This is a genomic window from Bacillus sp. EKM202B (assembly GCF_011066025.1).
Classification (GTDB): Bacteria; Bacillota; Bacilli; order Bacillales; family Bacillaceae_G; genus Bacillus_A; species Bacillus_A toyonensis.
On record NZ_JAAMNK010000004.1, the window covers coordinates 33,899 to 48,452 of the forward strand.

Genomic DNA, 14,554 nt, shown 5'->3' on the forward strand with positions numbered 1-14,554 from the left:
CATTCAATAAAAAAAGCCATAATTTATTTAGAGGACACTCCTGTATCCCTAAATAAATTTATGGCTTTTCTCAAATATCTCCGGCCTCTATTAACTTGTCGAAATTAATCATACCAAACCTATTAAATTTTGTGAATATGATTTTTTAATAAAGTAAAACTTCAATCAACCAAGTTTTATGCATCCTCCATTGAGTATTAGTCCACACTGATCAGACTTTTATGGACAATGATTAGCTATAATGTCTTTTTGTTTTTATCAACTATTTTATTTACATAATATTATTATCTTTTATAACAACTTTCATTTTTTACAATTCTTAGTTAAAAAGTGGATAATTTATATACAACCACACTTCCTTATTTATTTGAAAATTTCATAATAAATTGTTCATAACCTCTTCAAGTACTGTGTTTATTGGAGATATAACCTCTTTCCTTGAACGCCACCCTATAAAGCCATCAGGTCTAATCAATACAGCACCTCCATTCTCTATCCCATATAATTTGCTAAAAACATCTTCTTGAGCAATAAAGTCTCCACTTAGACCAACTCGATACACTTTTATATTTATTCCTAATTTAGATGAAGCATCATGTGCAGCTTCATCCCAAGAACAATTTTCTATTCCTGTAAGTAATACAAAATTGTTACCGAATAAGTCTAGTATAGAAGCTTCTTTCCCTTCATACACCCCAAAAAAATGTGGTGCTCGCGTGCCAGGTCTTCCGTTCAACTCTACTACATCCATTCTATGCGGAGTGTTGGAGTCATCTATAATCGCCTCTGAACAATACTGATACCCAACAGTTACAGCTAAACCATCCATATTATTCAAACTGCCTTCCTCTCTATTCGCAGCACGAAATAATAAACTACTCGCATAATCCGTCGTTAATTTTGCAACAGGGTATCTCTCATCATGGTATGTTTCTAACAATTTCGGTTTTGCTTTCCCTTTTATAACAGCAGCTAACTTCCAGGCTAAATTATGCGCATCTTGTATTCCCGTATTTGAACCAAATCCTCCTGTTGGCGGCATAATATGTGCAGAATCACCAACTAAAAAAATGCGATTATCTTGAAATTTTATCGCTGTACTTTCACTCGCTTCCCACGGTAGAACACTTAATATTTCTGATTCAACATTTGTACTTCCAATTGCTGTTTGAATAATTTGTTTACAACGTTCTATATTGAAATCCTCTGGCCCCTCTCCTTTTAATGGATCGTAGGCTACATGATAAATCCATTTTTTTACGTTATCAACCGGGATGAGTGCACCAAGAACCTCCGGATGAAGTACCATAGAAAAACCGAATGCGTCTCCTTGTATAAACTCACTTAAATCAGCTTCAAAATAAATATTCATATAATAGCCACCAATGGTTCCACGACCCTCAGTTTTAATCCCTAACTGCTCACGTATTTTACTTTTCGCCCCATCTGCTGCAATTACATAATCACAATGTATGACACTCTCTTTTTCTGTTTCACGATCTCGAATCGTTGCTTTTACCCCGTTCTCATTTTGTTCAAATAAAATTAATTCATGATAAAAAGATAGTTCTCCGCCTAATGTCTTCGCTTCTTGTAACATCATTTCTTCTAAAATAATTTGATAACAAGCAGTTTGTTTTGATGCGCTAATCTCTTCTATTTTTTGAAGTAACTTTTCATCGTTTCCATACTGAGTGGCTCTCATTTTTTCCAATTCTTCCTTATTCGCCTCAGCTATTGTACGAACCGCTATTCTTCCTCGGCAATTTTCTAGTGCTTTCCCCGCCAATTTAATTCTATTTTCTAAACCTAATTCTCGAAATAACTCCATTGTACGTAAAGTAAGCCCGCCTGCTTTCGGATGAATTGCAGTAGACGGATGTCTTTCGATAAGTAAGTACCTAATATTATGTTTTGCAAGAAATAACGCAGACGCTAATCCTGATAATCCCCCTCCAACAATTAAAACTGGTACATAATTTGCTTTCATATATTTATCCTCCACATCATTGTTCTGAGCTCAGTATCATAAATATAATTAAAAAAACCATTAAAATATAGACTTATATTTCATTTTGAATTATTATATAGATAGATTACGCCCCAAAATCCCTTTTACCTTTTCATACATCTATAATCCACCTGAATTGTGTGTGTATGAAAGAGTAAAACAAAAGAACTTACTTTACGTTGAGCCATGTTTTATTATAGAAATCAGAAATAATACAAAAATTATAAGCGATCATAACCTTATGGATTATATAAGGTTGCGATCGCTTATTTTATTGTTAAATCATTTTTCATTTTTAAAACTTCATCTATTGAGTTATGTAATCCTTCCAATCCCTTTTCTATCCCTCTATAATTTTCAACAATAAAAAATTCATTCGTCTCGATTTTCTTTCCCAATATTGCAGCTCATACAACAATCATGTAGCATTATCGTATCGATGCAATGGTTCATCATCTTAAACCTTTCGACTAATTTATTGGAGGCAAAGTGATTGAAATGAATAAACAAGAACAATTAAATGTTATAAAAAAAGATTTTATTGATTCTCAAAAAGTATTATTGGCAATTGGCGATGAAACAAGGCAAGCTATTTTGTTAGTTCTCATGGAAACGGAATGTCAAACCGGATTACGTGTAGGAGAAATTACGAAGCAAACACACCTTTCCCGCCCAGCAGTATCACATCACCTTAAGATTTTACGAGAAGCTGGTATTATTTTAATGCGAAAAGAAGGCACAAAAAACTTTTATTATATTGATATACGTACAAAATTAGGTTTATTAAAAAATCTTGTGTTAGATATTGAAAAGCTGTTGCACAACTTTTATTGAAATAAAGATACGGTATTTGGAGGTATAAGAAATGAAAGCAATGATAATTGATAGATATGGAAAAGTCCCAATGCGTATGACAGAGGTACCTACTCCTGAAATAAATGAGTATGAAGTGCTCGCAGAAATTCATGCAGCTAGCATTAATCCAATTGATTTTAAAATACGCGACGGAAAAGTAAAAATGTTACTGAAATATGAAATGCCCCTAATACTTGGTAATGACTTTTCCGGTGTCATCGTAAAGATGGGGGCAAAAGTGACTAACTTTAAAGTCGGTGATGAAATATATGCACGCCCAAGAAAAAATAAGATTGGTACTTTCGCGGAGTATATAGCCATTCATGAAGATGATATAGCTTTAAAACCTAATAATTTAAGTTTTGAGGAAGCTGCTTCGATTCCACTCGTTGGCTTAACATCATATCAAGCATTACATGACATCATGCAATTACAAAAAGGACAAAAGATTTTAATTCACGCTGGATCCGGTGGTGTTGGTACTTTTGCTATTCAGTTAGCAAAAATAATGGGTGCCACTGTTACAACGACTGCTAGTGAAGCTGGTGCGAATTTAGTAACATCTCTTGGCGCAGATGAAATTATTAATTATAAAACAGAGAAATTTGAAGATATACTAAAAAATTATGATGCGGTATTTGATACAATAGGCGGTGCAACACTTGAAAAATCATTCAATATTATAAAAAGCGGAGGAAACATTGTTTCCGTTTCAGGCATGCCGAATGCTCGCTTCGGTAAAGAATTTGGTTCAGGATTCTTTAAAACTCTCTTATTTTCATTAGCCAGCAAAAAACTTACCGCACTTGAAAAAAAGCATAATGCTCAATATTCATTTTTATTTATGAAGCCAAGCGGGGATCAATTACGTACTATTGCAAACTATATTAAAGCTGGACAAATCAAACCTGTAATCGATCGAGTTTTCCCTTTTGAAGATGCTCAAAAAGCAATGGAATATTCAGAGTCTGGAAGAGCAAAAGGAAAAATAATTGTAAAAATGAAATAATAATAAAACCTCCATTTTCTTAAAATGGAGGTTTTAAATTTGCTGTTAAATAGACATTGTGCAATGAAGTCCTTACAATAGATTGCAAGGGGAAATATTATATTATACTTTTAGTTAACTTTACAAAGAATACATACGTACAAATACATATCCTAATTACAAAAGAGGAGAAGATAAAATGACTAAAAATAATGAAGCTGGTTGGAATTTAGATAATAGTTATACGACTTTACCACAATCATTCTATACAGAAATCCCCCCTACTCCCGTAAGTTCACCGGAGCTAGTTAAACTAAATCATTCACTAGCAATATCTCTCGGCTTTAATCCTGAAGAATTGAAAAAAGAAGTTGAAATTGCTATTTTCGCTGGTAATGCATTCCCTGAAGGAGCTCATCCATTAGCTCAAGCGTATGCCGGTCATCAATTCGGACATTTTAATATGTTAGGCGACGGCCGTGCCCTTTTAATTGGCGAACAAATTACTCCTTCCGGTAAACGTTTTGACATTCAACTGAAAGGTTCTGGCCCTACTCCGTATTCACGCCGCGGTGATGGTCGTGCTGCACTCGGTCCGATGCTACGTGAGTATATTATTAGCGAAGCAATGTATGCACTTGATATTCCGACTACTCGAAGTTTAGCAGTTGTCTCAACTGGCGAACCAACATATCGTGAAACAAAGTTACCCGGAGCAATTTTAACTAGGGTTGCTAGTAGCCATATACGTGTTGGCACATTTCAATATGCTGCCGCTCGTGGTTCTATCGAGGATCTTCAATCACTAGCTGACTATACGATCAAAAGGCATTATCCAGAAATTGAATCTCATGAAAATCCATATACTGCATTACTACAAGAAGTCATTAAAAGACAAGCAAGTCTTATCGCTAAATGGCAACTTGTTGGATTTATCCATGGTGTAATGAACACTGACAATATAACGATTAGTGGGGAAACAATTGATTACGGTCCTTGTGCATTTATGGACAATTACGACCAAGGAACCGTATTTAGCTCTATTGACACACAAGGCCGTTATGCATATGGAAACCAACCATATATGGCTGCTTGGGATCTCGCTCGTTTAGCTGAATCTTTAATACCTATCCTACATGAAGATGAAGAAGCAGCATTAAAGATTGCACAAGACGAAATTTCAAAATTTAGCGTACAGTATGAAAACAATTGGTTCCTTGGAATGAAAAAGAAATTAGGACTATTTAGCAACGAGGAACAAGATCAATCACTTATTGAGCAACTTTTAAAAATGATGGAGAAATATAAAGCGGATTATACAAATACCTTCCGTTCTTTAACTCTTGATACTATCGAAAATACAGCTCTATTTGAAAGTCCTGCATTTAAAGAATGGTACAAACTGTGGCAATCTCGATTAGAAAAACAAGAAGAATCAAAAGAGAACGCCTATGAGATGATGAAAAATAATAACCCGTCGATCATCCCAAGGAACCACCGTGTAGAAGAAGCATTAGAAGCAGCTGTTACAGATGGAGATTATAGCGTAATGGAGAAACTTCTTGAAGCTTTATCAAATCCTTATGCTTATTCTGCAGAGCAAGAAGAATACTGTGTTCCACCCGTGCCTACGAATCGTCCTTATCGTACTTTTTGTGGGACTTGATTGTTTAATATGTAACAAGGTGTGTTCATACCAATTGTGTGAACGCACCCTTTTTATATCCCCCCACTCAACTAAAACTTTAAAATGCACATCCCCCGATGCCATTTCTTTAATCCAAAACAAATTCTACACTATTCCAATAGACTTACTCGTAAGCTTGTTAAACAAATATTGAGAAATATAAAACATCATTTCTAAATATTTTTATTTTTGATACTATATTTTATAAGAATATTCAAAAAGTGAGGGGATTTCATGAACGTTCAACTACAAGGTAATGAACAAACTACAAAATTATTTAATGACTGGTATTTGGCTATGCTAAAACAAGATGTATCCCAAGCGACAAACTTAAAGCATGAAATTGAGGAAAAGGAACTAAACTTCGAGGAAGATGAAAATTTAGCATTATATCATTCCTTACTAGAGTTTCGACATAAAGTTTTGACAGATAGTTTAAGTATTTCAAAAGATAGCTTTGATAAAATAGATTCTTACGTAATCTCATCCAATCATCCACTGTCTTACTACTATCACTTCTTTAAAGGCATTTATGCAACTTTAACCACAGACTATAACATAGCTAGCGAACATTATGAACAGGCTAAGTTATTATTAGTAAATAACACTGATAATCTAGAGCATGCTGAATTTTATTATCGAATGGCGATTTTCCATTATCACTTTTACCAACCAATTGAATCCATTGAATATGCAACTAAAGCTAAAGAGATTTTCGATAAACAAACTGGCTACGAAGTTAAAGTTGGATTATGTAAAAATACATTAGGTGCCTCATTTGTATATTTAAAACAATATGAACAAGCGGAAGAACAATATAATTCAGCAATACACCTTTTACAAAAATCTAATGAAAAAGAATTAATTTTAAGTGTACGTAATAATTTGGGGTGGTTATATGCGAGTCAAAACCTCTCCACACTCGCAATCCGTCACCTATCAGAAGTAACTGAAAAGAAGCCTACACATTTCAAAGCTCTCTTCTTGCAAGCAAGAGAACACTCTAAACTAGATGAAACAATTATCGCTGAAGGATTAATCCAAAAAGGGTTAAAAATTTGTACGGAATTAAATAATGAAGAATATATATATCATTTTAAAATTCTAAACGAACTAAATAATAATGTTGGTTCTGAAGAATTAGAAACAATTATTCTTAAAGGAATTACGTTTTTCGACAAAGAATTATTATATAACTACACTCAAGAATACTCAGAAAAATTAGCTGTTAAATTTTATAGTGAAAATAACCACATTAAGGCAAGTGAATATTTTCATAAAGCGTTACAAGCAAAAGAAAAAACGTTTGAGAAAGGGGCATTGAAATGATAAAAAAAATTAGCTCTGTTTTTTTAGGACTATCTGTTTTCGGTATTTTGGCTACTGGTATTCATAGTTCATTTACATACCAAGCGGGTCATGCTGATCTTCCTGCACCACAAAGACCTGACCTTGTTCAATCCGTTGGCGTAAGTACAGACTACAACTCAACAACAACTGAAAAAGCACTTTAAAAAATGAAAGACCTTCAATTAAGAAGGTCTTTTTAAATACGCTTATTTAGAATATTTCCCTTTCATGCAGGTTTTATTTTCTCATCAACTCCGCAATCCTCTTACTCCCCTCACTACCAACTTTCTCAAGTTTCTCCACAACTAAATTCCGTCTCTCTATAGAATGATTTTGACTTAACTTCGCTTTTCCTTCTATTTTATTTATCTTTATTTTAAACCCAACTATCCCCTTACTTAACCCTGCCATATAATCCGGGTCTACATCATCAAGTGAGTAGGTGCTCTGTGGATCTTCATATTTATGTACTAAGTCTTGAAGAGAATTTAATAATTCCTGTTTATCTTCAACAACTTCTAACTCTCCATATACATGTACTGCAACATAGTTCCATGTTGGTACAGCTTTGTTTGTTTCATACCATGACGGTGAGATGTAACTATGCGGCCCTTGAAATATAGCTAATACTTGCTGATTCTCACTATCTTTCCACTGTGCATTCGGACGTGCGAAGTGACCATATAACGTGAGCGTTTCCCTATTTAGCAACAACGGTAAATGCGTTGCATATGGTTCCCCGTTATGTTGAGAAAATAATGTCGCAAAGCTATTTTGTTCAATTGTTTCGTACTTCATCTCTTCATCTTGTATTGCAAAATATTTTGGTATGTACATTAGCTCCCTCTTTTCTATTTTCTTTCCTATTATATTTAGTAATCGCATCAATCAACAGGGCCAGTTTGTCATTATTTTATAGTGGCAGCATTCAATTTAATAAGAATAGGTCGCATGTACTTAATGCGACCTTAGTTTATTTTTCCAAATATATTTGTAATAAATGCTGTTTTACCTTCGCCATAGCTCGATCGATTTTTCGACTCTCTTGCTAACTCTTCCTTCAAGTTTCCATACTCATTAGCTACTTCAGTATGTTCACGCAGGTAATCTCGAAACGCTATATGCCTTCTCAACTCTTCACTATTTTTATCACACACATATAAATGATGTTCCATCCAAACTGTATTTCCCTCGTTCCATGGAACGAACGCATCCTTTCTTCCAAACGCTTCTCTTCCTTTAAAGCTCCATTCTAACTGATGATAGTACCCTATCTTCTCCAGTTTTTTACTACCTCATGAAAAATTTCGTACTCTTCTATTACAACATCAATATCTAATATTGGTTTTGATGCAAGCCCTTTAACAGATGTACTCCCAACATGTTCAATAGATACAATGCTGTCTTCCATTACATTGTTAATAAGAGTGTGTATTTTATTAAATTCACTTTCCTATTTGACATCATATTCTTCGATAGCAATTCTCTGCTTCAACGTATCCCTCTTCTCAAAATAAATTATAACCGTTGAATATGAGTATCCTTAAAATCCGTCTCATATTTCAACCCATATCCAAACATTCGATCCATTCCAATATGTGCTATCCATATTAAACCAATCATAATAACTATATCTATCTTAAAATAAACACCTATGATAACAATTAATATCGATATGATATATGTGTGAAATAAATTATAAATGTTAGCACCAACGTGATTATTGATCCCATACGCTAACATGGATAAATCCGGCGCTAAAAGGAATACAAAAAATATAATCCAACTAAATTCATATATCGAATACATATAAATCGTGGCTAAAAATACAACCATTCCTTCAAAATGTACAATACGTTTTTGCATTATTTATCATTCCTCTATTTCAAATGAAATGCTTATCTCTTATTTTTCTATATTTATTGATAAATTTTCCCTTTGTATTTTTGACCAAACTGTCGCTAATATTGGCCCTGCAATGTTATGCCATACTGCCGCTAATACACTTGGGAGTGCAGCAGCCGGTCCAAAATGCAAAATACTTTCCAGCTATATTACTTATCGCTTCTAGTATTTTCATCCACTCAGCCCCTATCTTTTAATTGAAACACCTTATTCGGATTCAAAATATTTTGCGGATCAAGAGCTTTCTTTATTTTCTCCATTACAAATAATGCCGCCCCATGTTCTTCTTCTTGATACTTTCGTTTTCCGATTCCAACGCCATGTTCTCCTGTACACGTTCCTCCTCGTTTAAGAGCATACAGAACGATACTTTCGTTTATTTCGTCTGCCTTCTTCACTTCCTCTTTATCATTTGTGTCAATCATTAAGAGTACATGGAAATTCCCATCCCCAACATGACCGAGAATACCACCAATAAGGCCTACTTTATCTAATACCTCTTTCGCATGTTGGATTGCGCCAGCTAATTCCGAAATTGGCACACATACGTCTGTACTCATTAGCTTTTTACCAGGATAACTATGCACGTAAGAGTACGCTAAGTTATGTCTTGCATCCCACAGTTTATTTCTCGCTGCTGTTTCCGTCTCAAACGCAATTTCTATACATTTATGATCAAGAACGATTTCTTTCGTAAATTCAATATCTTGCTTTAACCCTGCTTCATTGCCGTGAAACTCTAAAAACAGCGTCGGTTCTTCTCTGTAACTTGTTTCATTGTAATGATTTACTTGTTTCATAGATAATTCATCAACGAGTTCAATTCTCGCGATTGGAATACCTGCTTGTAATATGTTAATTACAGCTTCTACTGCATCATTTATAGTTGGAAACGATGCCCTGGCAGCCATAACATGCTCTGGTATACCATATACTTTTAAAGTTAATTCCGTAAAACATCCAAGCGTCCCTTCTGAACCTACGAAAATACCATTTAAATGATAACCTGATGATGACTTCGCTGCTAAATTCCCCGTATGTATTATGCCTCCATCAGCTAGAACCACTTCTAAATCACGAACTTGATCACGCATTACGCCATACTTAACCGCTGTCGTTCCGCTTGCATTTGTAGCAGCCATTCCACCTAACGTTGCATCGGCTCCTGGGTCTACACTAAAAAACAAACCGTATTTCTTCAGTTCTTTATTGAGCTGAGAGCGGGTCACTCCTGGCTGTACTCTCACAAGAAAATCTTTCTCCCTTATTTCAAGTATTTTATTCATAAGAGAAAAATCCATTGTGATTCCCTTTTCATACGGAATTACATGTCCTTCTAAACTAGAGCCTACCCCAAATGGAACGACAGATCTTTTATGCTCACTCGCTACTTTCATTATCCCGCTAACCTCTTCGGTCGTTTTTGGAAAAACAACTACATCAGGTAAACTACTAGTATGGTAAGATTCATCTTTACTATGTAACTCTCTTACTGTCTCATTTATTACTACTCGCTCTTCAGGAAGTATATCCTTTAATTCATTTACTAAATGCTCAATTGTTATTTCCATAACTAACTCTCCTTTTTTAATTTTAAAATAAGTATACCATTTTTATACAAAATAATTAGAAAAATGAGATTTTTTAACTTTAAGCATACAAAAAAGAACTTGCAGCACTCGCTACAAGTTCTTTTTAAACTACATTTTATATGACTTCTTTATTAACAACATAAACCAAATTAAAGTAACTGCCATCAATGAATGAGAGAAACCTACAATATACGTTAACCCTTTAAAATCCGCTCCATTTAATTGAAGAAGCCCTCTCGCTGCCAGCGAACCTAACATTAAAGTTAATGCAATGTTATGTAAAACAAACCATTTATTAAATCCTTTCACTTCATGAAACGCGAATACTTTTGCTAATCCTAAAGCAATTAAAAAGAAGAAAAAACCAAGTACAAGTGTATGTGTATGTAAAAGATTTAATAAAGTAGAGCCTAAAATCCCTTTATACTTCCCATACTCCCTAGCAAATATTCCTGACAATAAACCGATAATTAAATACGTAAACGATGCATTATATAATTTTTTCATTATATACCTCCTTGAGTAGAATGTGTAGTGTGTCATATTTAGTAATAATGATAGTTATATAGTAAAAACTCCTAGTCACCTAGGAGTTATTGTATAAGCATCTCACTCTTTACAATCAAATCTAATTATAAAATATCCTTTTATACAAAACAAACGAACTTTATGTGAACAATTAGAGCGTAATTAAAATATGTTGCACTTTTGTATTACGCAATCCATACTAATTGTTATAACATTTAAAGGTGGTGCAATAGATTGATAGTTCTTGAAACTGAACGACTCACTCTTCGTTGGCTCGATATAAAAGATGCTCCGTTTATTCTTGAATTAGTAAACGATCCTGCATGGATTCAGTTTATTGGCGATAAAGGGGTTAGAAACTTAGAAGACGCAAAAAATTATATCGTAAACGGACCAGTCGATATGTATAACAAACTCGGATTTGGCCTTTACTTAGTAGAAAGAAAAGAAGACCACACGCCACTTGGCATGTGCGGTCTTATTAAAAGAGATTCATTAGAAGATGTTGATATCGGCTTTGCCTTTTTAGAAAAATTCCGTTCAAAAGGATATGGCCACGAGTCTGCTTCTGCGGTAATCGAATACGGTGTACAAAAATTTGGACTGAAACGAATTGTAGCAATTACTTCAATAGATAACACCGCCTCAGGAAAACTTTTAGAAAAAGTAGGATTGCAGTTCGAAAAGATAATTTCAGACTCAGGAGAAGATTTAAAATTATTCGGGTATAACGTATAATACTTAAGATGCAATTCATTGAACCTCTTCCTATAACTGAAGGTTTTGGCAAGGAAAAGAACAGCCAATTACTTAAAAAGTATTTCTGGCATTTGTTCCACGAGCAGACAACCAAAATGGTGTCCTATATTTTATTGCAAGAATTCCTAAATCTCCCCAAAATTCATTTTAAATTTATAATGAGTGAGTTCATTTGCATATAAAAAAGACAGGGATAATTAGAATATTACTTCATTGAAAAAAACAAAAAGGAACCCTTTACGGATTCCTTTTTGTTTTTCACTCTTTTTCAAACAGTGCATTTTTGCACCTAACTTTAGTATAACCTATAATTTCTATAAAATAAATATGATTTATTATTATGTCCAGGAATTATTTTAAGCCACTAGATACCGCTGTCCAGAATTGTTTATTCTCCTGTCCTATTGCATAAACGGAAACCCCTGCAAGATTCTTTGTGATTGTATAGTGAGTTTTTTGTTTAATACTTGTTTCATCCTCATACCAAACTTCATGCTTATGATTATTTTTATCCGTATACGTAAACACCATCGAACCAGACGCTCCATCACGACGCGGTTTTGCATTTGTTTTTTGAATAAGTTCATTTGTGTCCTTCCAAGCAAGCATTTTGCTATTACTTTTATCACTCAAATCCCAATCATTTCCGTATGCAGGGATACCCATAATAATTTTTTTATTATCTACCACTCTAGTAGTGTAATTTAGATTTTCTTCTAACCATGGCTTACTAATAGTAGATCCTGGTTGACTCCATGTACCATGTTCATCGTAAGTCATTACTTGAAGAAAATCTACATTTTCACCTAATTGAGCATAATCAAATGGCCATGTCCATGTATTCTCACGATCATCCTCATTCTTGGCAGGAACCGATACCATAACAGAATGACCTGAACCATGGAATTTTTTTGATGTCTCTTTTACAAAAGTAGTAAGTAAGTCCCGATCTTCTGGCTTAATATTTTCTAAATCAATATTTACGCCATCATACTTATATTTAACAACTATATTATATATTTGATTTATTAATTTTGTTCTTTTCCCTGAATTAGAAAGAACGTTATGAGCTAAATTCTCGTCAAAGTAATTAATATCATTATTAAAGTTAGATAAAGCTGCATAAATTTTTATTTTATTTTTTTGCGAATAGGACAATACTTCTTTAGGTGCTTCCCCTTGCACAGTACCATCTGCATAAAAGAAAAAGTTATCTGTTGATACTTGATTCATTGCTGGTTGTGTTACCTTTAGAGAATCAGTGGATGTACCATATAAGGTATACCCGAGAACAATAGGTTGTTCTGTGCTATCGGCAGAAACTAACATAGTATTGTATGCTAGAATTGCAGATAGGCTGAAAGCGATTATGTACGGTTTTAACTTCATTTTTCTATCTCTCCTTTTTTGAGTAATATATATTCACGAATATAAATCTGATTATCTTTATAAAAAGATTATATAGATACAATATAAATTACTCTATAGTAAATTACCTCAACTGAAAAATTCTCTCCCTTCATCACTCCAAGTGTTTACACCGTGTAAACACCACAAACAAATAGTAACCCTAAGTATTTTTAATGTCAACACTCATTTTTATTGTGTGCAATAGACAATACTAAAAATTCTAGACCAGATATATAATCTTGCTTAAAATTAAGAATTTCACAAAAAGATAGTTACAACGTGTTAACACACATATATAATTCAAATCGCTAGGGTATTTACACGATGTTAATACCTTTATCCTCTCTAAAAATGATAGTTTGTACACTATACAAAAGCTCTAAGGAACTTGTTGAATGAAAAAATTCAGGAAATAACAAACATTACTTAGCAAGTACTTTCAGTTTAAAAGAAGGTATAGTTTTTACATTAGTAAATACAGACGCAGCTGAGAATTTGAACACTAAAACGAACATACGCACAAAAACCAAAATCACAAACTCGTTACTAAATAAGCAATTTGTTTAGTAAGGTAATAATATAAACTGATACTATATGTTTTTATATAACCTGATTACCATATGACTAATATTGATTTGTAATTTATTTCATATTAAAATGGTGAGTAATATTAATAAATAAAAACTATTTACAATATGGAGTGCAAATTAATGGTCTCAACACGGAAACAAGAATTAGAACAGATGCGTAATGCTAGAAGAATACAAATTTTAGATGTTGCATTGGAGTTGGCCTTAGAAAAGGGATTAATGGATATCACTATTGTGGATATCGTTAATAAAGCAAAAATTAGTAGAGTTACCCTTTACAAATACTATAAATCCATTCATGAAATTTTATTTAATATTCAAATCCGAATCTTAACAGAGTTACTAGAAGCTGAAAAAGAAGAAGTACAAAACGGAACTAACGCTTTCGAAAAGATGGAATCTATGTTTAAATTTATTAGTCATCAATATCAAACAAACTCCTCCCAATTCCGCTTCATAGGCTTGTTTGATCAATTGTATTCTAAATCGTATCCTACACCAGAGTTAGAAGAAAAATATACATCTATTACAGGGCAAGCTTTATTCACATTACAAGAATTAATTGAAGAAGGAATACAAGATGGTTCATTCCGTAAAGATATAGATCCTCGATTACTTGCCTTAACCATTACCCATATCTTATTGGGTACCTTATATCGAATGGCTACGAGAAGTGATGTGTATGAAAAAGAAAGTATTGACTGCTCTGATGAACTGTTACAAACTTTAATTAACTTTTTAATTACTTCTGTTTCTCACAGATAACTATCTAGGCTTCTTCACATTTAGAAAAGCTATTTATATTTTAGGTTGAAGGTCTAACTAATTATCTATTGATAAATAAGTATAAAAAAGAAGTTCTACTCAATATAGATAGAA

The 14,554-nt window shown here is 33.5% G+C and carries 13 protein-coding genes and 2 pseudogenes; 7 read left to right on the forward strand and 8 right to left on the reverse strand.

Annotated elements, in window-relative coordinates; translation table 11 throughout:
• Window positions 1–376 precede the first annotated feature (376 nt).
• Entirely contained in the window at window positions 377–1,990 is a 1,614-nt protein-coding gene (locus G9F74_RS07085; RefSeq protein ID WP_016108865.1) for an FAD-dependent oxidoreductase, read from the reverse strand.
• 510 nt (window positions 1,991–2,500) lie between these two features.
• On the opposite strand from G9F74_RS07085, the gene G9F74_RS07090 reads away from it, so the two are divergent.
• From G9F74_RS07090 to G9F74_RS07110, 5 genes are all read left to right on the forward strand, one after another.
• Window positions 2,501–2,845 (forward strand): ArsR/SmtB family transcription factor, encoded by a 345-nt coding sequence (locus G9F74_RS07090; protein ID WP_000571879.1) that lies wholly within the window; start codon window positions 2,501–2,503, stop codon window positions 2,843–2,845.
• 31 nt (window positions 2,846–2,876) lie between these two features.
• Window positions 2,877–3,875, forward strand: coding sequence for an NADP-dependent oxidoreductase (locus tag G9F74_RS07095; protein ID WP_016108866.1), 999 nt, complete (start codon window positions 2,877–2,879; stop codon window positions 3,873–3,875).
• A gap of 178 nt (window positions 3,876–4,053) precedes the next feature.
• Window positions 4,054–5,520, forward strand: coding sequence for a protein adenylyltransferase SelO (locus G9F74_RS07100; RefSeq protein WP_016108867.1), 1,467 nt, complete (start codon window positions 4,054–4,056; stop codon window positions 5,518–5,520).
• Window positions 5,521–5,775: 255 nt separating this feature from the next.
• Window positions 5,776–6,870, forward strand: a complete 1,095-nt coding sequence (locus G9F74_RS07105; protein ID WP_016108868.1) for a response regulator aspartate phosphatase — start codon at window positions 5,776–5,778, stop codon at window positions 6,868–6,870.
• Complete coding sequence (locus G9F74_RS07110) at window positions 6,867–7,055, forward strand: Phr family secreted Rap phosphatase inhibitor (RefSeq protein ID WP_000592018.1); 189 nt, start codon at window positions 6,867–6,869, stop codon at window positions 7,053–7,055. The genes G9F74_RS07105 and G9F74_RS07110 overlap by 4 nt, the downstream gene beginning before the upstream one ends.
• A gap of 73 nt (window positions 7,056–7,128) precedes the next feature.
• Here the strand turns inward: G9F74_RS07110 and G9F74_RS07115 are convergent, their stop codons facing one another.
• The 6 genes and pseudogenes from G9F74_RS07115 to G9F74_RS07140 form a co-directional block, all read right to left on the reverse strand.
• Window positions 7,129–7,728 carry an FMN-binding negative transcriptional regulator gene (locus tag G9F74_RS07115; protein WP_000275802.1) on the reverse strand — a complete coding sequence of 200 codons (600 nt, stop codon included), beginning with the start codon at window positions 7,726–7,728 and terminating at the stop codon, window positions 7,129–7,131.
• 131 nt (window positions 7,729–7,859) lie between these two features.
• A pseudogene (locus G9F74_RS07120) lies at window positions 7,860–8,326 on the reverse strand (GrpB family protein).
• A gap of 83 nt (window positions 8,327–8,409) precedes the next feature.
• Window positions 8,410–8,757 carry a DUF4260 domain-containing protein gene (locus tag G9F74_RS07125; protein WP_001172067.1) on the reverse strand — a complete coding sequence of 116 codons (348 nt, stop codon included), beginning with the start codon at window positions 8,755–8,757 and terminating at the stop codon, window positions 8,410–8,412.
• A 39-nt stretch (window positions 8,758–8,796) separates the two neighbouring features.
• Window positions 8,797–8,925, reverse strand: a pseudogene (locus G9F74_RS07130) (transporter); the annotation flags it as partial.
• Window positions 8,926–8,975: 50 nt separating this feature from the next.
• Window positions 8,976–10,367 (reverse strand): FAD-binding oxidoreductase, encoded by a 1,392-nt coding sequence (locus tag G9F74_RS07135; RefSeq protein WP_000406565.1) that lies wholly within the window; start codon window positions 10,365–10,367, stop codon window positions 8,976–8,978.
• A 129-nt stretch (window positions 10,368–10,496) separates the two neighbouring features.
• Window positions 10,497–10,895 (reverse strand): DUF2871 family protein, encoded by a 399-nt coding sequence (locus tag G9F74_RS07140; protein WP_000737892.1) that lies wholly within the window; start codon window positions 10,893–10,895, stop codon window positions 10,497–10,499.
• A 255-nt stretch (window positions 10,896–11,150) separates the two neighbouring features.
• Here G9F74_RS07140 and G9F74_RS07145 point away from each other — a divergent pair, with 255 nt between their 5' ends.
• Window positions 11,151–11,654 carry a GNAT family N-acetyltransferase gene (locus G9F74_RS07145; protein ID WP_016108870.1) on the forward strand — a complete coding sequence of 168 codons (504 nt, stop codon included), beginning with the start codon at window positions 11,151–11,153 and terminating at the stop codon, window positions 11,652–11,654.
• Window positions 11,655–12,026: 372 nt separating this feature from the next.
• Here the strand turns inward: G9F74_RS07145 and G9F74_RS07150 are convergent, their stop codons facing one another.
• Window positions 12,027–13,064: a glycosyl hydrolase family 18 protein gene (locus G9F74_RS07150; RefSeq protein WP_000769448.1), complete on the reverse strand. Its 1,038-nt coding sequence runs from the start codon at window positions 13,062–13,064 to the stop codon at window positions 12,027–12,029.
• A gap of 731 nt (window positions 13,065–13,795) precedes the next feature.
• On the opposite strand from G9F74_RS07150, the gene G9F74_RS07155 reads away from it, so the two are divergent.
• Window positions 13,796–14,440 (forward strand): TetR/AcrR family transcriptional regulator, encoded by a 645-nt coding sequence (locus G9F74_RS07155; RefSeq protein WP_000255295.1) that lies wholly within the window; start codon window positions 13,796–13,798, stop codon window positions 14,438–14,440.
• The last annotated feature ends 114 nt before the right edge of the window (window positions 14,441–14,554 follow it).